Source organism: Poriferisphaera sp. WC338, assembly GCF_050931845.1.
GTDB lineage: Bacteria > Planctomycetota > Phycisphaerae > Phycisphaerales > Phycisphaeraceae > Poriferisphaera.
This window is the reverse complement of sequence record NZ_CP194516.1, coordinates 3063589-3083095: the sequence shown is the minus strand read 5'-3', so window position 1 is coordinate 3083095 and position 19507 is coordinate 3063589. Positions and strand designations below refer to the sequence as shown.

Sequence of the window (19507 nt, the reverse complement as noted above, 5' to 3'; positions counted from 1 at the left end):
CATTATGCCCCAGGCATACAAAAATTCCACCAAACTCGCAGTTCACACCATGACCAACAAGCCGTGGACACTGCGTGAATGCATCGAAGCTTATGCTGCACGCAATATCCACGGCATCTCCGTCTGGCGTAATGTTCTTGAAGGAATCGCACTCAGCGATGCTGCGACGATTTTAAACGATCATAACATGGTCGTTCCCGCATTGGTCCGTGGCGGGTTCTTTCCTTCCACGAGCGTAAGCGGTCGGCAGAAGGCGCTTGATGAAAATAGATCTATCATTGACGAGGCCGCTGCAATCAATGCGGAGATGGTTGTGTACGTTGTTGGCGCTGTGCCTAATCAACGATTAGACGAATCACGTAAGCAAACTCAAGATGCTTTTGCCGCGATTTTGCCACACGCTGAAGCCCGCAATATCAAGCTTGCCATCGAGCCGCTACATCCGATGTATGCTGCCGACCGATCTTGTATCAACCGCATGGCGGAAGCGCGGCACATTTGCGAACAACTCAATCATCCGCTGATCGGTATTGCTGCCGACGTCTTTCATATTTGGTGGGACGCTGATGTCGAAAAAGAACTCTGTCTCGCGGCAGTACAGAAGACACTTTTCGGCTTCCACATCTGTGATTGGAAACCCGACATGAATGATATGCTCAATGATCGTGGTCTTATGGGCGACGGCTGCATCGACCTTGCGTACTACAAAAACCTGATGAACGAACTTGAATTCGATGGCTATCACGAGGTCGAAGTTTTCTCAGACCTATATTGGCGGCTCAATCAAGATCAATACCTCGATATGATTGTTCAGCGTGCTGAGCAATATGCTTATTCGAAATCGTTGCGTGCTTCTCAGACGTGATCAACCTTGACATCAATACGGCATGAAAAAAGCCCGTGATCGTGATGATCATGGGCTTGTTCTTTAAGTGGGCGATACTGGACTCGAACCAGTGACCTCATCGATGTGAACGATGTGGCCGAACCTTCACGCCAATTGTCATCTAATGTTTCCTAAACTTTAGACAAATTGTTTATATCCGACCTAACAGAAAGTCGCAACCCTTAAAAACCAAACTAAGCAATTTTTTTTGCAGCTTTCATTAATTGAATTAAATCACGCTCAATATAAATCTCTGTTGTAAACGCAGAACTATGCCCAAGCATGATACGTGACAACTCAATACCAAAGTGCTTGTTAAAACGCTTCGCTGCATTATGCCTCAATTGCAACGGAGTAAAAGGTTCAACACACTTGCGCTCACAAGCTCTAACAATTTCACGACGATATGAGCTACGATCATACGGCCTACCATGTTTTGTCAAGAAACAAAAACCCTCCGAAGCAGCACCTAAAAGCTTAAGCACACGTGGCCCCAATACTATTTGCCGCGGCTTACCTAAATAGCTTGTTTTGTGATAAATCGGCGTATAAACAGCATAATCATCTGACCTTTCGATGTGTTGCCAACGCATATTCACCAACTCATTTATCCTCATGCCTGTCAAATAATGTATACGCACCATACGACCAACCATCGTATTTGAGCCTTGAACAACCGCCCGAACTTGCCGCCACATAGCAGGACGAACCTTTACATTATCTTTTGCCGAACACCGCCCCGATCTTAACTGTGCCACAGAATTAACAGACATGAAGACCTTCCCAGAAACATACTCCCTCTCACACGCCCACCTAAAAACACGTTTAACACGAGAGATTTTGTCATTAATAGTTTGTCTTGTATATTCAAAAGTCTCTAAATAATCACGAAACTTAATAAGCAGAGATGGGCCAAAATCTTCACTACTAATATCTGGTTGAACATCAAGCAATTGTCCGAGCACGTAAGCTATCGCATGATACTCATTAGACAATCCCCCATCTGGTTTTCGGTAACATGTTTTTGCATATTCTAAATACACTTCACACAGTCGATGCAGCATCATTTGGAATCTCCCTCCGGTTGCCTAATAATCGACCAATAATCTAGTGCATTTAATTTCCGCAAATAATAAGCCATGAATATCTATCATCTTGCGATCTTATATAACCGTGCCCAAACCTGCACCACTGAATTTTCCCCCTTCTCAGTTTTCACTGATTGCAGGATGTTATCAACTTGTTGCGTTTCTCTAGTTTGCTGCAATTCTCCAATCAAATACACACCGCCACTCTGCATAACTAATTTTGTAGTGTAAGACTGGGTTTGCTTAATCGGAGCTTCCGACTCAACAAAGCCAAGCAGAGCCGACAACTCGATACTGACATCGGCCAACGCTCGCATCTCGCCCATATCACGCACGGTAGATGTGACGGTTAAACCAACTGGAATCAAATCAAAACCCGAAGTTGTAGTCACACCTTGTTCATTCACCACACGCTTAGGGACAGGGATTTCTTTTGCATCACGAATGGTAGACGTTTGGCCATCGGCCAGCACGAACAAGGGTTCAGCGACGAGATGCACTTGCCTGTGGCTCCTGCTAGCTTGGAGCATCGCCTGTAATGACCCAAGCATGGACGTACCCGAAGACGCAGCAGCAGACGCAGAAGCGAGCACGAACGATAAATCTACTTCGGGTTGCACATCTACACCCAACTGTTCATCTAATGACCGCTCATAAGAGATTAAATAAAACTGCATCACCCAGGTATCAAGGGGAGCAGTTTCTACCGAATCGAGCATATTCGATACACGGTCAATGACCTGTACTTTATCACTAACAACCACAAGGCCATCCTGAAACGCAGCCGCTTTCCCATTAGTTGACAAGAGAAGTTGTATAGATTGCGTAAGTTCACCCCTATCAAGTCTCACCACCAAGCAAAGCCGATCCTGTAACGACGACAGCAGCCGCCACACCCTTCATCTTCTGCAAAAACATGGTTTATCCTTTCTCTTGCAGACCCATATAATTAGGCAGGACGTTCCCACCTATCACGTTGTCTCATTGCACTGATCGTGCGAAGCAGCCAAATCAAAAGGCCCAACAGCATCCCCACACCAACCAAGATTGCATACGTCGCTATCATTTCACCTGTGGCCGCTTGCGCCGCTTGCACAGGCATAGAATTCCCGGAACCAACAGCATCATTGTCGCTGGCTCCGGAATCAGAGGGTTTGCGGACGGCCCTCCTACAGTGCCGAGATGATCCCCAGTTCCCGGAGCGTACAACTCAAGGGAGGTTCCCTGAAGCTCAATACGTCCACCATGATGCTCCGGGCCAACACTCTCATGACCGATCTTAAAAAACTCATCATCCACTCTTAACCATAAATCGCGATCCTCGAACATCCAACCACCGGACCAAATCGTGCCACCTGATCCCATCTCAGATTCGGGAATAACAATAAACTCAAATTCCGGGGCGTTCGGATATAAATCAGCCTGATAAATGGCGAATTCGCTTCCCGGCGGAACAACATAAGTCATGTTGATGAAATCAGCCGACACAGCCGACGACAATCCCAAAAAAATCATAATGACGACAATCATTTTTCGCATTGTTAAGCTCCTATGCTTGTTTGAAAATTTCATAAATCCCATTAACTACAACCGAGTAGATGGCAACTGTTATGTAAATCGCAAAGGCCGAAACAAGGCCGGTAAGCATGTACGTCAAAACAAAGGGTGCAGCATTTTCGACCGTTATCATCTGATGATCCTCAAAACGGGGCGTATTCGTCAGGCCACATGTCTTGCGGAATCCCGCATTTCCCGCCTAGCTCACGTCTAGATAAGTCAGTTTCGTGATATTCAGCACTTAAACGCATTGCTAGGTCACATGCTGACTCTGTGTCATGCGCACAATCTTGTACTTTTAAACAAGAGAAGGAGGCGGCCTTGCGGCCGTCCTCGCTCCTCGCTTGGGGTCGCTCCTCGCTCGGACAGCCATCAATGCCTAGCTCTTTCTCATAGTTTGCTATGTAGTCATCATCGCAATAGGCAAGGTCCATAAGCTGGTCCTTTGCCATAGCGTCCTGCAAGTGCCTGTTTTCATGTACCTGTTCCATCACCCGGTCGAAATGATGCCACGTCATGTCATACTCGTACCAGCCCCATTTCTTCTCAACACGTTCAAACTTCATCATCCAAAGCGCACATATGACCTCGTTATCACGTGCGATGAATTCCTTCACTTCCCCGGCTTCATCTTTCACAACAAAGGTTCTACCGGCACGTTTGAGCACACTTCCAATCGTCTCATTGGGGTCATAATCGCGTTTCTGTTCGCAACCCGCGATATCGTAAGCCTGCGTTTCTTCCTTCTCCTCTGGTGGGTCAGAGGGGTTGTGGCGATCATCTTTATCTACCACATTAAAGAACCCATGAGACGTACCCCACACCTGCACAGAACGTCTCGGCTTGTCATAGAGAAACGCTGGATAGCCCCCCGCCTTAGATTGATACTTGGCGATGTATCCAGCGTGTTTAATCTTCGCTTTACGAACATCCACGATCCCATGACCCCAAATATTCTGGAGATCGTGTTGTTTTACGTAAGGCATGTCACGTACGAGCAGGTGGAAATGCAGAATGCCTGACGAGTGAAATTCCATCTTAGCTCGCCACTTTGCTTTCATGGGTGTACGTGTGAACTCGGACACGCGATCCATAAACCTAGCCACGTGTCGGCCATCTTTTGCAAGGTCATACATGTACTCGGGCAGCTTTTCAGGGTGGACACGATCCTGATATGGCCGCAGGTCATACGTAAGCGTGATGAATTTCACATTCCGCTTATTTGCTCTACACCAAGCAAGCCACCGTCTCATACGTTTTGTCTCCCGATGCGCAAGCACAAACGCACCAACATTATGCAGGTGCGAGAGGACGATTTTTTGACGCATGTAAAGAGACATTGTTAAACCCTGATCAAGTGCGAAAAATGCACACGACCCGTTAGAGTCGTATGCACAGTGAGGAAGGTTACGCCGGGAGAATTTCCGAAACCTTCAGCGAGAGATTGCCGCGGTAATCATGCTCAAGTTTGCCCTTGAACGTGTACGCCGCACCTTTCTCAACAATCTCAAAATAATCCTTTTCGACGTAGTACTGGAAAGTTTCACCCATCGTTTTGCAAACAATCCGATACCACTTGTCACCCGTCTTTTCGTTCGTACCCGTCGCGGTGTCATCGACGATCCCGCACGCTTCAAAAATGGGGGTCATTCGCTCGACCAGCGTCATCATTGAAGAAGTCTGTAAACCTTTGTCTGTTGCTGTTGCCATAACCTATCCTTTCAAAATTTAATGGTTATTAAACGTTTATCTTTTGGGACTCATGGGGCATTGAGCCCCACGATCCCACCAACCAACCTTTCTCAACTCCTAAACGATCCCCCAACCTGTGTCTTACGCCCAAGCGTTAATTTCCATATCTTGTATATGCCCCTACAAAGGAGCACTAAAACTGGCCTTATAAACAAAAAGACACGTAATACAATGGCAAGTAAGAGCACAAAAAAGAGGATGAAAAACAGTAAAGCCAGCATGATTAAATCCTACAAGGGAAGTTGAATTCCACGCTTGGCTAGTATCAGCCACTTTTTCAACGCCACAACGTCCTCAATATCCTCATCAAGAAACTCAACAGCATCGATATCCTCCTGATACGCCAAAAGCTTCGATTTAAGCCTCTCAACATCATCACGAATCTCATTCTTAATTAACCTGATCGACTGCCGTGTGTCGCAATCAACCGCTGTTCTAGTCTGTTCAATCGTCGTGTGACACGTCATGGACCTCTCCTTCAACTCTCTCAAGCTCGCGAAGAATCTCTTCTCTTTTACGCATTAAGACTGCCCACCTATCAAACCTCTCCCCCTTCAAGCGTTCCTCAAGCTCTAACCTATCGACCGCATACCTCAAAACGTAATCAACACACTTGTTAACAAATTCCGCTTGTGAGCAGCCCAAAACCCGTGAAGCAGCCCCTACATCCTTCTGATACTGACTCGATATCCTCACACATCCCATAGCCTTCCTTTCACTTGACGTAACCTAAAACCTTGATCCACGAAAAAACGCACAGCCGCAATTAAGCAGCTATGCGCTCAGCATTGCACATTGGGGTGTAATTTTGATTGATTGTGCGGTAAAATTAGACACGTTCCGTACTCTGCTAAAAGTATGCGGGACCAGACTCTGGAGCGGCCTACCGCTCGCAGGGTCATTTTTTTTACAAGTGTCTATTTTCTCAGAACTTACGAAAAAAGCTGATTCAGAACTATGTTCCGAACCAGCTAAAGTCTAGGACGTGGGCGATATTGGACTCGAACCAATGACCTCATCGATGTGAACGATGCGCTCTAGCCAGCTGAGCTAAACGCCCGTCAAACAAACGGCTGTGACGATGTGATATCGTGCGGTGCCGTATGAGTGTTCTATCAGATTAGCGGTATTTGTGTGAGGGTCAAACAGGGTGGAACGAGATCAGGTATTGGGGTCATTCTGTGGATTATGCGGCTCGGTTTGAGCTTGTTTGGTGCCACCGAGGTCGAGCGTGTTGTCATCATTCGGTGTATTAAGCCTGTTTTGATTTTGAGGCTGCGAAGAGGAATTGTTTTTCACATCGTCTTCGATCCCGGAAAGTCCTTTTTTGAATTCAACAATGCCTTTGCCGATGTTCTTACCGACTTCTGGGAGGCGCCGGCCAAAGATCAAAACGCCAAGTATGGCAATGACAAGTATTTCCGGCCAACCGAGGTTGCCGATAAATGCGAGTGTCGACGCTAAATCCAGCATGTGAGTCATGATGTTGTTCCCATGTTCTGTCTGACTGAAGAACGGATGTTCCAATCATATTATTGCAGGTATCCGGCTGAGGAGCTAGTGCGGGTTGGGGCTCAGCAGATCTTGTAGCCGTGAAAAAGACACAAATGTGTGTTTCTGCATGCTATGTATCGGTTAGCAATGGGATCAGTATCTCAAAATATTGTTTGCCATGGGCTCTAAATTTATTCAGACGTTATAATTTCGGAGCGATCTGTCGGCATGCGTTGGTCACTGCGATTGTAGGGCCTATGTCATGAAGAAGGTATAAAGAGTGAAAAGTGACATGGTTTAAAACGTGATGAAATACAAAGAAAGCCCAGACACACGGTCTGGGCTTTCTTTGTATTTGTGTGAATTATTGTAATGAGGCGTTTGAAGTTATCTAGTTTCACGTCGACGCATCACGAAAGGTAGCATGGCGAGTATGCCCATGGCTGCGGCGGATGGTGTGGGGACTGATGGTGTTGGGCTTGGTGTTGGAGTTGCGGTGATGCTGTTTATACTGAAGACGATTTGGTCGGTGGCTTGTGCGGAGACAAGTGCGCCTGCACTGATGGCAGCAGTAGCTAGGAACGGTTCATCACCATTAAGTGTCGGGATGTCGAATCCCTCGGCAAGATCGAATGTATCGTTGTCGTAGCCAAGGTTAAATTGGAAGCGTGTGGGGTTGCCAGTGCCCTCTTCGAAGGGGGTGTCGTAGACGGCTCGCCAAACATCACCCAAGAATGAAACATCATTACCGGTACGGATAAAGTTGTTGCTGACATTTGAGTTGGTTGACACATTGGTATTGTCGACAATTTCATAGACTTCACCGCCGAGTGTTGCAGTGAATGACGTGATGGCGCCGTGTCCAGTAAATAAGCTTCCAGATAAATTGGTTGAGGTGATATTGTCGAGATCGTAGGTGAGTTGGAACGTCACTTCGTCACCCAACGCTAACCCATAATCGTTTAAGACGCCATAGTTGAGGCTGATGTTGCTGGCATTGCCTGTGGCAGTAACAGTTACGCTTTCAGCAAAAGCGAATTGTGTCGTAGCAATTGCGAATGGGAATGTTATTGCAAGTGTCCATGCTTTTTGAAACATATCAACGATACTCCAAAAATGTTACATATTGCAGGGGCAGCAGTGCTTCTGCACAGATTTATCTACATGTATATTTTGACTTAAAAAAAGTCTAATCTAATACATGCCTTCGTTACGTTTTCTATTATGCGTGAAGATATTATTTAATAGTTCACAAGTAATAGTAGGCACGAAGGCTGGTCACTCAACACAGGGATTGCGAGGATTGCAGGCATGTTTGTGAGGGTGAGCGTTTGGATGTTTTGTTGTTGTTGCGTGATTGCCGCGAGGAGATTGGGGGAAGCGGTATAGTCACGTAAGCGGATAGGTATGGTGGCGGTCGCTATGTTTGTGTTGTACTAGCGAAGTTGGGGCCGCTTATGCCATAGGAAAACTTATAGATCTTCAAACGTGAGGATGGGTTTATAAAGAAAAACCCGCGGCATGGTGGCCGTGGGTTTGTGTATGTTTTGCTGTCGCCTAACACATGGTTAGATGGCCGGCATGTTGGAAATATCACATTTCTAAAGGGTGGGGGGGTTAGATTTTGCCGAGGACGAGTGAGACGTTGTGGCCGCCGAAACCGAAGCTGTTGGAGAGGGCGACTTTGATGTCCTTTTCTCGGGCAACGTTGGGGACGTAGTCAAGGTCGCAAGCTTCGTCTGGGTTTTCGAGGTTGATGGTGGGAGGCATGACGCCTTTTTGGATAGCTTTTGCGACAATGATGGCTTCGATGCCACCGGATGCGCCGAGGAGGTGGCCGGTCATAGATTTGGTTGAGGAGACAGGCGTTTTGTAGGCTTCCTCTTTGAAAAGGCGTTTGATGGCGGTGGTTTCAGCGATGTCGCCGAGACCTGTTGAGGTGCCATGTGCATTGATGTAGTCGACGTCGGTGGTGGAGACGCCGGATTCGGCGAGTGCGATTTCCATGGCGTGGGCTGCGCCGCGCCCTTCTTCATCGGGTGCGGTAATGTGGATGCCGTCGGCGGACTGGCCGTAGCCGAGGAATTCGGCGTAAATGTTTGCGCCGCGTGCTTTGGCGTGTTCGTATTCTTCGAGGACGATGATGCCGCCGCCTTCAGCGAGGACGAAGCCGTCGCGGTCTTTATCGAATGGACGTGAGGCTTTGGTGGGCTCGTCGTTACGTTTTGAGAGTGCTTTGAGTGCGATGAAGCAGCCAGTGCCGAGTGGTGTGACCGCGGCCTCGGAGCCGCCGGTGACAATGACATCACACTGGTTGCGTCGAATGTATTCTGCAGCTTCACCGATGGCGTGACCTGCGGAAGCGCACGCGGAGGTTGCGGCGTAGTTAGGGCCTTTGATGCCGTAGTGGATGGAAACGTTGCCAGCAGCTGCGTTACACATCAGCTTTGGGACCATGAAAGGCGAGAGGCGTTCCGGCCCTTTGTCCATGAGCTTTTGGTAGCCGTTTTCAAATTCTTCCATACCCCCAATGCCGGAGCCGATGATGGAACCGCATCGCCAAGGGTCTTCTTTTGAGAAGTCGAGGCCTGAGTCGTTGACGGCGTCGATGGCGGCGTTGAGCGCGTATTGTGCGAAACGGTCAAGGCGTTTTGAGACGCGCTTGTCGATGTTGTCTCCGCCGCCCCATGGATTGATTTCACCAGCAATTTTGGTGGAGTATTTTTCAGTATCAAACTTGGTAATGGCTTTGATGCCTGACTTGCCAGCGAGGAGGTCTTTCCAGACTCCATCGACGGAGGTGCCAAGGCTTGTAACCCAACCAAGTCCAGTAATGACTACACGACGTCTGTTCATGGATTGCATCTCTGATGCGGGGATGTACCGCGACACAAAAAGCAGGTGAGGCGGTTCACGTTCCGTTGCTGCCAAGATCGGGCGAACGTGATGGGAAGATTGTTGGAACACGGGTTGGCAGTGTTACCACAGGGCCGCATGTTGGCGGTCTGTGCCCGCGCCCCGGAAGTCTGTGGTGGTGATACGACAGTCAGCGGGGCGGATTGAACACGATATTTTAAGCATGCTTGGGTGATGACGCCAATTTGGCGGGGGGTTTAGAGCAAAAAAGGGGGTTGCTGTCTCCGGAATGAGGTTGGCATAAAGAGCCGGCTGATGCGTTAAGGGTCTGTTAATTGTGCTGGATATGAAAAACAGCACTGGCTGAGTTGTCCTCTACGTGACGGCATTAGCCGCGAGGTGAGGGCAAAACTCAATCAGCGCTGTGGAAAAGCAATGTGACGGCACTGGTTTTTTATCAAAACACAGGCCGGAGTCGGGAGGCTCAAGGAAACGCCTTAGGCGTTCTTTGCATGATTCTTGATGAAATCAATGGCCTGGCCGACAGTCTGAATTTTTTCTGCATCTTCGTCTGGGATGGAAGTTTCGAATTCATCTTCGAATTCCATGACGAGTTCGACGGTGTCGAGGCTGTCTGCGTTGAGGTCATTGACAAAGTTTGTGTCGCGTTTGATTTCGCCTTTATCGACGCCCATTTGTTCTGCAACGATTGCGATGACTTTTTCTTGAATTTCTGCTTCGTCCATGATCGGCTCCTTGTTCCTGCACCGCAGGAGCGGGTTGATCTTGCCCGGATTCCGGGGGGGGTGAATGAATGTCCGACGGCTTATTGATTCCGAACTTTGGAGAACCTTGGCGCTCGCCGGTGCCGGGGAATTCCGGTCATACCTATTGCCGGAATATATCGTTAATTGGTTATCCTCTCAAGCCTGAGCGGGAGAAGAGGTTTAATACATGGTCATGCCGCCGTCGACAGCAAGTGTTTGGCCGGTGACATAGGACGCGTCGTCGGAAGCCAGAAACGCAACGGCGGCAGCGATTTCATGGGGCTCGCCCATGCGGCCGGCGGGGGTATGCTGGCTGACGGTATCTTTAATGGACTGCGGGAGGACATCGGTCATATCCGTGGCGATGAAGCCGGGGGCGACGACGTTGGCCGTGATTTTCTTAGAAGCCAATTCCTTGGCGATGGTCTTGGTTAAGCCGAGGAGGCCAGCTTTTGCGGTAGCGTAGTTAGCTTGGCCGGGGTTGCCCATAAGGCCTGCGACTGAGGAGATGTTGATGATGCGACCGAACTTGCCTCGCATCATAGGACGCAAAGCGGTGCGGCAGGCAATGAAGACCGAACGGAGATTGGTGTTGATGACGTCGTCGAATTCCTCATCTGTCATACGAAGGAGGAGGTTGTCGCGGGTGATGCCAGCGTTATTGACGAGGACATCGAGGCGTTTGTGTTCTTCTGCAACATCTTCGATGAGCTTGGTCACCTCATCTGAGTTGGAGAGGTCTGCGGTTTTGTATGAGGCTTCGCCGCCAGCGGCAGCGATTTCAGCTTGAACTTCTTTGAGTTTGTCTTCGTTGCGTGCGACCAGGACAACGTGTTTGTCCTGCTTGGCGAGGGCAAGGGCGATAGATTTGCCAATGCCACGTGAAGCGCCGGTGACGATTGCAACGCGTTTTTCAGTTTTGTCTGCCATGAGGTTATCCAATGTTTCTGATGAGAGCTTCAGCGAGTGAGCGGCTCTGGGGCGTATTCGGGGGTAATCTTACCCCGCAATCGCAGGCAAAGTCATGTCTGCTGAGGGATAAGTCGCATTCTGGGAGAATGATACACAATCAGCACCAGGTTGCGAGTTTCGTACGAGTTATAGAGGCGTATGGAAAGATTATTGGCGGGGCAGTGCAGTTGTCGAAATGGTGTGGTGAGGACCCAGGGTATGAAGAGGCAGGAGCAATTCAAAATGCAAAGGTGCAAGTCTTTTAAACACAGGAGCTTATTGCCTTGGATGGCGATGCTTGCTGCTGGACTGATGGCAACGGGTTGTATGTTGATGGGGCAAAGCCAATTTGCGAAAGATGTACAGGGTACGCCAGCCAAGGAACGCGCTGTTGAGCAAACACAAAAGATGACGGCTGTGCTAGGGCTGACACGATCACAAAAGATCAGTGTCGGCCAGATCAATATGGATGCTGCCCGTCAGGTGCGTGTGATTGTGGAAGAAAAACGCGGTTGGTCGCAGACTAACAAGTCGCTGGACTCGGTGTTTGAGATGAAGCAGAAGCGACTGAAGGCAGTATTGGCGAATGAGCAGTTTGAAAAATATATGCAGATGCGTGAAGAGTTGGGAGATGATGGGTAAGGGTGCATAGTGCAGGGGGATCGGGTTACTTTTCTGATGAACGTGATGCCCAGGCGGCTTTGTTTTCCGTGCCGGCCAGGAGGCGTTGCAGATTGGTGCGGTGCCGAACGATGACAAGTGTGGCAAGTGCGGCAGTGACGGATGCGTAAATGATGATGTGGCTGGCCGGGAGACCGTAAAGCAGGCCGAGGATGATGGCGGAGATCGGGAGTGATGCGGCTGCAACGATGGAGGCGAGGGAGACGTAACCGGAAATTTTGGTAGTGAGAACCCAGAGAATGGCGGCAATGACAGCTGCCAATGTGAGGGTTGGCCAGAATCCGAGCAGAACACCGAGGCCAGTGGCGACGCCTTTTCCACCTTTGAATTTGAGCCAGACTGGGAACATGTGGCCGAGGACCGCGGCGACTGCAATGGTTAGCCAGAACAGCAGATCGATGGCGGATTCGCCTTCGAGTGAGATGTGGCGAGTGAGGCCGTAGGCGAGGACAGGGGTGAGCCCCTTGAAGACGTCGAGGAGGAAGCAGAGAATGCCGAATTTCTTGCCCAAGACACGGCCGCAATTGGTGGCACCGATGTTTTTGGAGCCATGAAGGCGGATATCGGTGCCTTTGAGCTTGCCGATGAGCAGGCCGAAGGGAATCGAACCGCTGAGGTACGCCAGAGCAAGCCAGATGATCCAATAGGTAGACATGCAGACAGTCTACCCAGATTGACGGCTGGTCACTAGGCGAGGTGGATAAGGACGGTGCCATAGATCATGATGGCTGGTTTGGGCCAAATTCGGGAGGACTCAAGTGCGAAATGCGACAGTTATCCCCTTTATGGATCTTGCTTTGGGGTGCAGTCTTGCCTTTACCTGCCTGCCGGGAAGCTTTATCATGAAACGCATGAATTCACTCAAATGGTTGAATACCGTCGTGATGTTGCTTCTTTGTGCGACGTCGGTCATGGCTCAAGATGCAGTGGAAGTCTCCAAGGCTCCTGCGCAAAACACTTGGGTGCCAATGCTGTGCGCTATCGCTCTGATTGTCGTCATCGGTATCGGCTCGTTTCTTTGGTCGAAACGTGGACATCATGATTAATGATGATATTTGCCGGTGGTTGCTGGCAAATGTACATGGCAAGTGACGCACACCGTGGTGTGTACGGTGCTGCTTGTCGGTTAAGGCTAGCATTAGTTTTAGCCGGATCACGGGTTGCAACTGAAATTAAAAATGAACTGGAGCCTACGATGAACCAACGATCGCTCGCGGCACTGATTTTTCTGAACCTTGCGCTGTTGGTTGCGCTTCTGGTTGCGGTTGTGCCAACACGGCCGGTTGAAGCGCAGTCATTTTCAGGTGGGGGCTTTCTGATGATTGCTGGCAATGTGAAAGCGCGTCAGCAAGATGTGATCTACATTGTGAACATGGGATCAGGCGAAGTTGCCTCATTGCTCTACAACGGCTCGTCGAGCAAGTTTGAGTTTTTGGGGCGACGAAACTTTTCTAACGACGGGGAGACACCATCCCGTAATCGTTAGTTCATGTTTTCTTCGTCCCCATTAACACTGTCCTCGCCTAGTGCGAGTTTGGAGAGATAAAATGAAACGCATTCAGATTGCATCCTACGTATTGCTCGCATCTGCTTTTGTGATGGCTGCATTACTCGTTAGCACGCTTGATAAAGATATCGCCATTAATTCGACCGCCGAAGCTCAATATCTGATCTCACGTGATAACTTTACGCTGATGACAGCGGATATCCGTAGCGGCGAACAAGGGCTTTTCGTACTCGATAACACCAAAGGCAAGCTACTGGTTTACAGAACTGATGTAAGCCGAAAGCAAATGGTTCTGGCCGATCAGTTAGACCTGCGGAGACTATTCCGCGGTGTAGGTGGCGGTGAGCATGGTGGCCAAGGTGAAGGCGGCAACGAGCAGCCAGAACAGCCAAGGCGTTAGGTTTAAACGGGGAGGGTTCTAGCACGTCATTTTGTTCGTCTGGTGTTGTGGCGAACGCATGTATTGCCGGCGTATGTTTTAGGGGTTGATTCATACCCGGCGCTTTTCTTGATGTATGTCGCTAGTTTTTCATTCCAAGAAGTTTATTTATCACACACGAAAGTGAGAATCCTTCATGATTCGCCAATCATCGAACATCCCGCTGGATCAAACGATTATGGATCTGGCGCTGCAGGTACTGGGCGGGGAGCCTTTGACCAAAGCACAAGCCATGGAGCTTGTGAATGTTGAAGGTGAAGCGCTTTACGATCTGTTTTTCTGGGCCAACAAGATCAAGACAAAGTTTGTTGGGCCACATGTGAAGTTCTGTTCGATCGTGACGGGCAAGGTCGGCGCGTGTTCAGAAGATTGTTCATACTGTTCACAGTCTAAGCATTACAAGACGCACGTCACGCCATCGAAGATGTCGGTTGAAGAGATGGAAAATGCTGCGGCTGAGGCAGCAGCAAATGGGGCGAACGCGTTTGGAATTGTAAACTCTGGTAAGGGGCCAACCGACGCTGAATTGGAATGGATGCGTCCGTTCTTTGAAAAGACTGCAAAAGAAGGCAAAATCTCACCATGTGCAACGCTCGGTGAGTTGACGCCTGATCAGGCTGAGAAGCTTGTGGACATGGGTGTGACGCGGATCAATCACAATCTCGAAACATCTCGCCGTAACTTCGAAAAGGTAACAACAACACATACATATCAAGATCGTGTGGATACGATTAAGAACGCAGTGGACGCGGGGATGCATATTTGCGCTGGTGGGATTTTTGGGATGGGCGAGAATTGGGAAGACCGCGTGGACATGGCGATCGAGTTGCGCGAGCTTGGTGTGGATACTGTGCCGGTGAACTTTTTGTATGCGATTCAGGGTACACCGCTCTATGGCAAAGCTGAAGAACTGGCACCGATGGAATGTTTGAAGATTATCGCAATCTACCGTTTCATCAATCATGATGCTCATATCAAAGTGGCAGGTGGTCGTGAGAAAGTGTTACGCGATGCTCAGAGTTGGGCGTTTTTCTGTGGCGCATCATCGTTCCTGATCGGGAACTACCTGACGACCTTTGGCCGCACACCAAAAGACGACCATCAGATGCTCAAAGACTTGGGCTTGAAGTACACGGATGATACTGGTGTGGTGTATGAGCCAAATCCTGAGATTGCGACCGAGGCCGGGCCAGGTCATGAAGCCGCACCGGGCAAGCCGATGATGCTCTCGCGGCGAGAAAATTCGTTGATGGCGCTGCCTGTTTTGAATCAGGGTGAGAAGCCGATTGACCCGATCAATCGTTCCGCGGCAGGTTTGACGCAAGCGGCAATGATGGGCGGCGGCGGATGCGGCTCCTGAGTATGCGATTCAATCAATAGTGTTTAAAACCGCTGGAAAACAGCGGTTTTTTTATTTGGAGTAGTGCTGCATGGTTGAGGAGTGATGTAAAAACCGCCATGCAACGAGCATGGCGGCTTGTCCACAATCTTGAGCGATCAAGATTAGTTAAATTGTTGAAAATGAAGCGGCTGGTGTTTGTGGCAAGGTTGCGTGTTGTTGGATGAGTTGCTGGAGGGCGGTTTGTTGTTTGAGGCAGAGGCGATTAAAGAGGAGTCTTGCTGTATCTTTGAGCATTTGAATACCTGGGATAAGCAGGGGTGTCGTGGTGAGATTGCCTGTGAAGAAGGTGCCTGCCATGTGATCTGTATCAGGATGATCCTGACAAAAACAAATCAAGACAGAATAAAGCAAAGTGGTGCTGAGGATGGCGATGGATTTGGTGTTGTGTTCGCGCAGGGTGTTCAAAGTTTTGCTCCGGAGGGTTTGCGTTTGCTTGGTGATGTTGGAATTGATGGCGGTTACACGGTTGCGTTAGCTTGCGACTTGACGACGGGGAAGTCGATCTCGACATCCGCGAGGTGATTGAAGTAATTGGTGAAGATGTTGACGATCGTGTTTGCGAAGATTTCGATGATTTCACGGTTGGAGTAGCCTGCTTCTCGGGTGGTTTGGATTAGGTCGTTGGAGACGTGTCCTTTGGTTTCGAGGATGGAGGTAGCGAGGGTGAGTGCGGCTTGTGACTTGGTATCACTGGATTTTGCAGTGAGGTTCTGGGTGAGTTCGTCTTCGGCGAGGCCGACCATTTTGCCGATGGCGGTGTGTGCGGAAGCGCAGTAGTCGCAGCCGTTGTAGCCGGCGACGGTCAGTGCGATTTGCTCACGGAGTTGGGGTGAGAGTTGTCCTTTACCAAGTGATTCGGAGAAGCCGAGAAGGCCCGAAAGGGATTCAGGTGAATGGGCGACAGTGGCATAGAGATTGGGGATCATGCCGATTTTCTTGAGGACGGCATCAAGAAGTTCGCTGGAGGCTTGTGGTGCTGTATTACGGTCAAGTGCTTCGATTCGTGGCATTGTTTTTCTCCTGGCGTACTCGCCGATTGATTTTGTGTTTGTGGTCGAGAAGTAGAGATACAATCGGCGTGCCAAAAGTGAGATAGGCGCGCAAGTAACTTTTTGAAAAGGATTAACATTAAAATGGGCTTTGTAAAATTAAAACGAAATTTCGTTGAATAACGAATAAGATAGATTTAATTACGAAAATTCGTATAATTGTGACATGACTGAAGATTCATTTGAACGTATTGGGGATGCAGAAATTCAAGTGGAATCAGTACTGGAAGTGCTGTTAGGTTTTGCGCAGGAGTCAGAGACAGAGGCACTGCTATCGCGGATCACGGCTTCGCTGGCTGAATTGCCTCATGCTGCTTTGGCGCGGTTGTGGTTACTTGAAGGGGACGATGATTGTGAGGTGTGCCGTAAGAAGCGAAAGCTGAATGTGGAGAAACGGTTGCACCTGGCTGCTTCTGCGGGGCAATCGATTTTGAATCCGGAGGAGAACTGGGGGCGAACGGATGGGCATTTTCATATTTTTGAGTTGGGAGATCGGAAGGTAGGTTTGGCTGGGTCGAGTGCACAGTCGATTTTGATTTGGGATATTGAAAAGGAGGATAAGTGGATTGCGCGGCCAGATTGGGCGAGGTCAGAGAAAATTAGGTCGTTTTGTGCGCAGCCACTGATTTATCGTGGTGAGGTGTTGGGTGTGTTGGCGTTATTTTTAAGGCAACCGCTCTCGTTGGATTTTGTCAGATGGCAGCGGGTACTTGCGGATCATGCTGCCGCGGCAATCACGCAGGCGACAACGTTGTGCAAGCTGGAAGCATTGCAGGCACGGACAGCAATGGAGAACGAATATCTGCGCGATCAGGTTTCGATCGAGGGAAATTTTGGGGACATGATTGGGAGTTCGCCGCAGCTTCGTGTGGTACAACAGAAAATTGATTTGGTTGCACCGACGGATGCGAATGTTTTGATCTTGGGTGAATCAGGGACGGGCAAGGAATTGATTGCGCGCGAGATTCATCGGCGATCAACGCGGAAGGATGGCCCGCTTATTAAGGTGAATTGTGCGGCAGTGCCACGAGATTTGTTTGAGTCGGAATTTTTTGGGCATGTACAGGGCGCGTTTACAGGTGCGACTCGCGACAGGGCAGGCCGGTTTGAATTGGCAGACGGGGGGACATTATTTTTAGATGAGATCGGCGAAACACCCCTGGAATTACAGGGTAAATTGCTTCGGGTATTACAGGAAGGGACGTTTGAGCGGGTGGGAGATGGCGAGGTGCGACATGTGGATGTACGAATCGTGGCGGCGACGAATCGTGATTTAAAAGAGGAGGTTGCGGCGGGTCGGTTTAGAGAAGATTTGTATTATCGTTTGGAGGTATATCCGATTGAGAATCCAGCACTGCGCCAGAGGCCAGTGGATATTGAACCGCTGGCAATGCATTTTGTGATGCAGGCGGCGAAGCGGTTTGGCATGGCCGTACCTACGCTAACTGCAGGTGCGGTATTGCAACTCAAGGAGTATGCATTTCCAGGGAATGTGCGGGAGCTTCAGAATATTATTGAGCGAGCAGTGATTCAGAATCCGGAGACTATTGTGCGCTTAGATTTGCCGGGAGGTGGAAGTAAGGCTGCGAGAGATGGTATGCAGGACGCTTCAGAAAGTGGGATAGCCTCCGGGGGGGCAGTGATGACCGAATCGCAGATGGAGCGATTGCAACACGACAATCTTGTTGCTGCGATGCAAGCGTGTGAATGGAAATTGTCGGGACCGGGCTCTGCTTCAGTATTACTGGGGTTACGCCCGACGACACTGGCATCTCGGTTGAAGAAGTTTGGAATCAAGCGATCATCAGCTGCGGATGGGTATGAGATTTAAGATTTGATGAGGAAAGTCAGGTCGGGCGATGATCCCGGGGCTATTAAACATGCAAGGGGCAACCTGCTATCATGACCCCGCAACTGACTGACTTAGACCCCTAGAGCGTGAAACCGAGATATGAGCTTATTTAAATCTGTTTTCAAAAAATTGAAGGACGGTTTGTCCAAGACACGTGAGGTTGGGCCGACGGCTCAACTGCGAAATATCCTTGTGGGCAAGACGCTTTCAGTGGAGCTCATCCGTGAGATCGAGAAGCTATTGATCCAAGCAGATGTTGGGGTGAAGACAGCGATTGAGTTGCGGAAGGATATTCAGGCCGGCTGGGAGCGAAGTGAGATCACGACGGGGGATGATGCGTGGGAGTTTTTAAAATCGCAGCTGGTGGCATATTTCCCCGATGAGGATCGGCAGATTCATTTTGCGGAGAGCGGGCCAACAGTGATTTTGGTAGCAGGGATTAATGGCGCGGGGAAGACAACATCGATTGCGAAGATCACGAAATCGTTGCGAGATCAAGGCAAGACGGTTTTGTTGGCGGCGTGCGATACGTTCCGCGCGGCGGCGGTGGAGCAGCTTGAGATTTGGTCGGACCGTTTGGGCGTTGAAGTGGTGAAGGGGAAGCAGGGCGGTGATCCGGCGGCGGTTGCGTTTGATGCGGCAGAAGCAGCGGTAGCACGTGGGGTGGATTGCTTGGTGATTGACACGGCTGGTCGACTGCACACTCAAGAACATCTGATGCGACAATTGACCAAGATCAAGAATGTGGTAGGAAAGAAGATTCCGGGCGGGCCGCACGAGACGATTTTGGTGATTGATGCGACGACGGGGCAGAACGGGATCAATCAGGCGAAAATTTTTACCGAGGCATCGGAAGTGAGTGGGATTTTTCTGTCGAAGCTTGATGGTTCGGCAAGGGGCGGGATAGTGATTGCAATCCGCGAAGAGTTGAACTTACCGGTGAAGTTTGTTGGGGTTGGTGAGACGCCGGACGATGTTGAACCGTTTGATCCGCGGAAGTTTATCGAGGCGATGTTTGCTGAGCCGGGAAGTTGATCATGCCTTTGCATTACGGGGTTCAGGCAAAAGAGAAGATGGTGGGATAGGTATTAATCGATTGCTCGCTTTGTGGGGCGAAGGAAACGGCGGGTGATGTGTTGGTATTACATGAAGAAGTGAAGCTGTTGGGTTTTGCCGATTGGTGGAAAGCAAACAACACAAGTGCGGTGTGTGTCGTGTGAATGTAC

23 protein-coding genes and 1 tRNA gene are annotated in these 19507 nt (G+C 49.6%); 8 read left to right on the top strand and 16 right to left on the bottom strand.

The window, feature by feature from the left end:
- Positions 1-4: 4 nt before the first annotated feature.
- Positions 5-865, top strand: a complete 861-nt coding sequence (locus tag ACQ6WK_RS12705; RefSeq protein ID WP_432797754.1) for a sugar phosphate isomerase/epimerase family protein — start codon at positions 5-7, stop codon at positions 863-865.
- Between the two features lie 215 nt (positions 866-1080).
- On the opposite strand, the gene ACQ6WK_RS12700 is transcribed toward ACQ6WK_RS12705, so the two are convergent.
- The 13 genes from ACQ6WK_RS12700 to fabG all read right to left on the bottom strand — a co-directional run bounded on the left by ACQ6WK_RS12700 (position 1081) and on the right by fabG (position 11330).
- On the bottom strand, positions 1081-1953 hold the full coding sequence (locus ACQ6WK_RS12700; protein WP_432797753.1) for a tyrosine-type recombinase/integrase: 873 nt from the start codon (positions 1951-1953) through the stop codon (positions 1081-1083).
- 83 nt (positions 1954-2036) lie between these two features.
- A complete protein-coding gene (locus tag ACQ6WK_RS12695; RefSeq protein ID WP_432797752.1) occupies positions 2037-2828 on the bottom strand; it encodes a hypothetical protein in 792 nt (263 codons plus the stop codon).
- A 208-nt stretch (positions 2829-3036) separates the two neighbouring features.
- Complete coding sequence (locus ACQ6WK_RS12690; RefSeq protein WP_432797751.1) at positions 3037-3513, bottom strand: hypothetical protein; 477 nt, start codon at positions 3511-3513, stop codon at positions 3037-3039.
- Positions 3514-3523: 10 nt separating this feature from the next.
- Positions 3524-3664, bottom strand: a complete 141-nt coding sequence (locus tag ACQ6WK_RS12685) for a hypothetical protein (protein WP_432797750.1) — start codon at positions 3662-3664, stop codon at positions 3524-3526.
- 10 nt (positions 3665-3674) lie between these two features.
- Positions 3675-4859 (bottom strand): rolling circle replication-associated protein, encoded by a 1185-nt coding sequence (locus tag ACQ6WK_RS12680; protein WP_432797749.1) that lies wholly within the window; start codon positions 4857-4859, stop codon positions 3675-3677.
- A 79-nt stretch (positions 4860-4938) separates the two neighbouring features.
- The gene (locus ACQ6WK_RS12675; RefSeq protein ID WP_432797748.1) at positions 4939-5241 is read right to left on the bottom strand and encodes a hypothetical protein; all 303 of its coding nucleotides are present in this window, start codon (positions 5239-5241) and stop codon (positions 4939-4941) included.
- A 272-nt stretch (positions 5242-5513) separates the two neighbouring features.
- Complete coding sequence (locus ACQ6WK_RS12670; protein WP_432797747.1) at positions 5514-5750, bottom strand: hypothetical protein; 237 nt, start codon at positions 5748-5750, stop codon at positions 5514-5516.
- Positions 5751-6269: 519 nt separating this feature from the next.
- Positions 6270-6343 (bottom strand) — tRNA-Val (locus tag ACQ6WK_RS12665).
- Between the two features lie 101 nt (positions 6344-6444).
- Entirely contained in the window at positions 6445-6765 is a 321-nt protein-coding gene (locus ACQ6WK_RS12660) for a Sec-independent protein translocase subunit TatA/TatB (RefSeq protein WP_432797746.1), read from the bottom strand.
- 399 nt (positions 6766-7164) lie between these two features.
- A complete protein-coding gene (locus ACQ6WK_RS12655) occupies positions 7165-7875 on the bottom strand; it encodes a hypothetical protein (protein ID WP_432797745.1) in 711 nt (236 codons plus the stop codon).
- Between the two features lie 519 nt (positions 7876-8394).
- A complete protein-coding gene (gene fabF, locus ACQ6WK_RS12650) occupies positions 8395-9633 on the bottom strand; it encodes a beta-ketoacyl-ACP synthase II (RefSeq protein ID WP_432797744.1) in 1239 nt (412 codons plus the stop codon).
- Positions 9634-10130: 497 nt separating this feature from the next.
- Positions 10131-10379 carry an acyl carrier protein gene (gene acpP, locus ACQ6WK_RS12645; RefSeq protein WP_432797743.1) on the bottom strand — a complete coding sequence of 83 codons (249 nt, stop codon included), beginning with the start codon at positions 10377-10379 and terminating at the stop codon, positions 10131-10133.
- 201 nt (positions 10380-10580) lie between these two features.
- Complete coding sequence (gene fabG, locus ACQ6WK_RS12640; RefSeq protein ID WP_432797742.1) at positions 10581-11330, bottom strand: 3-oxoacyl-[acyl-carrier-protein] reductase; 750 nt, start codon at positions 11328-11330, stop codon at positions 10581-10583.
- A 309-nt stretch (positions 11331-11639) separates the two neighbouring features.
- Between fabG and ACQ6WK_RS12635 the strand changes: the two genes are divergently transcribed.
- Positions 11640-11993, top strand: a complete 354-nt coding sequence (locus ACQ6WK_RS12635; protein ID WP_432797741.1) for a hypothetical protein — start codon at positions 11640-11642, stop codon at positions 11991-11993.
- Between the two features lie 25 nt (positions 11994-12018).
- Here ACQ6WK_RS12635 and plsY read toward each other — a convergent pair whose 3' ends face one another.
- A complete protein-coding gene (gene plsY / locus ACQ6WK_RS12630; protein ID WP_432797740.1) occupies positions 12019-12687 on the bottom strand; it encodes a glycerol-3-phosphate 1-O-acyltransferase PlsY in 669 nt (222 codons plus the stop codon).
- 187 nt (positions 12688-12874) lie between these two features.
- Between plsY and ACQ6WK_RS12625 the strand changes: the two genes are divergently transcribed.
- The 4 genes from ACQ6WK_RS12625 to bioB all read left to right on the top strand — a co-directional run bounded on the left by ACQ6WK_RS12625 (position 12875) and on the right by bioB (position 15338).
- Positions 12875-13078: a hypothetical protein gene (locus tag ACQ6WK_RS12625; protein ID WP_432797739.1), complete on the top strand. Its 204-nt coding sequence runs from the start codon at positions 12875-12877 to the stop codon at positions 13076-13078.
- 149 nt (positions 13079-13227) lie between these two features.
- Entirely contained in the window at positions 13228-13518 is a 291-nt protein-coding gene (locus ACQ6WK_RS12620) for a hypothetical protein (RefSeq protein WP_432797738.1), read from the top strand.
- Positions 13519-13579: 61 nt separating this feature from the next.
- A complete protein-coding gene (locus tag ACQ6WK_RS12615; RefSeq protein ID WP_432797737.1) occupies positions 13580-13939 on the top strand; it encodes a hypothetical protein in 360 nt (119 codons plus the stop codon).
- 175 nt (positions 13940-14114) lie between these two features.
- On the top strand, positions 14115-15338 hold the full coding sequence (bioB, locus tag ACQ6WK_RS12610) for a biotin synthase BioB (RefSeq protein WP_432797736.1): 1224 nt from the start codon (positions 14115-14117) through the stop codon (positions 15336-15338).
- A gap of 147 nt (positions 15339-15485) precedes the next feature.
- On the opposite strand, the gene ACQ6WK_RS12605 is transcribed toward bioB, so the two are convergent.
- Together ACQ6WK_RS12605 and ACQ6WK_RS12600 are read right to left on the bottom strand one after the other, a co-directional pair.
- Positions 15486-15785 carry a hypothetical protein gene (locus tag ACQ6WK_RS12605; RefSeq protein ID WP_432797735.1) on the bottom strand — a complete coding sequence of 100 codons (300 nt, stop codon included), beginning with the start codon at positions 15783-15785 and terminating at the stop codon, positions 15486-15488.
- Positions 15786-15838: 53 nt separating this feature from the next.
- Entirely contained in the window at positions 15839-16390 is a 552-nt protein-coding gene (locus ACQ6WK_RS12600; protein WP_432797734.1) for a carboxymuconolactone decarboxylase family protein, read from the bottom strand.
- 205 nt (positions 16391-16595) lie between these two features.
- Between ACQ6WK_RS12600 and ACQ6WK_RS12595 the strand changes: the two genes are divergently transcribed.
- Both ACQ6WK_RS12595 and ftsY read left to right on the top strand, forming a co-directional pair.
- On the top strand, positions 16596-18260 hold the full coding sequence (locus ACQ6WK_RS12595) for a sigma 54-interacting transcriptional regulator (RefSeq protein WP_432797733.1): 1665 nt from the start codon (positions 16596-16598) through the stop codon (positions 18258-18260).
- A 120-nt stretch (positions 18261-18380) separates the two neighbouring features.
- Positions 18381-19316 carry a signal recognition particle-docking protein FtsY gene (gene ftsY / locus ACQ6WK_RS12590; protein ID WP_432797732.1) on the top strand — a complete coding sequence of 312 codons (936 nt, stop codon included), beginning with the start codon at positions 18381-18383 and terminating at the stop codon, positions 19314-19316.
- Positions 19317-19507: the final 191 nt, after the last annotated feature.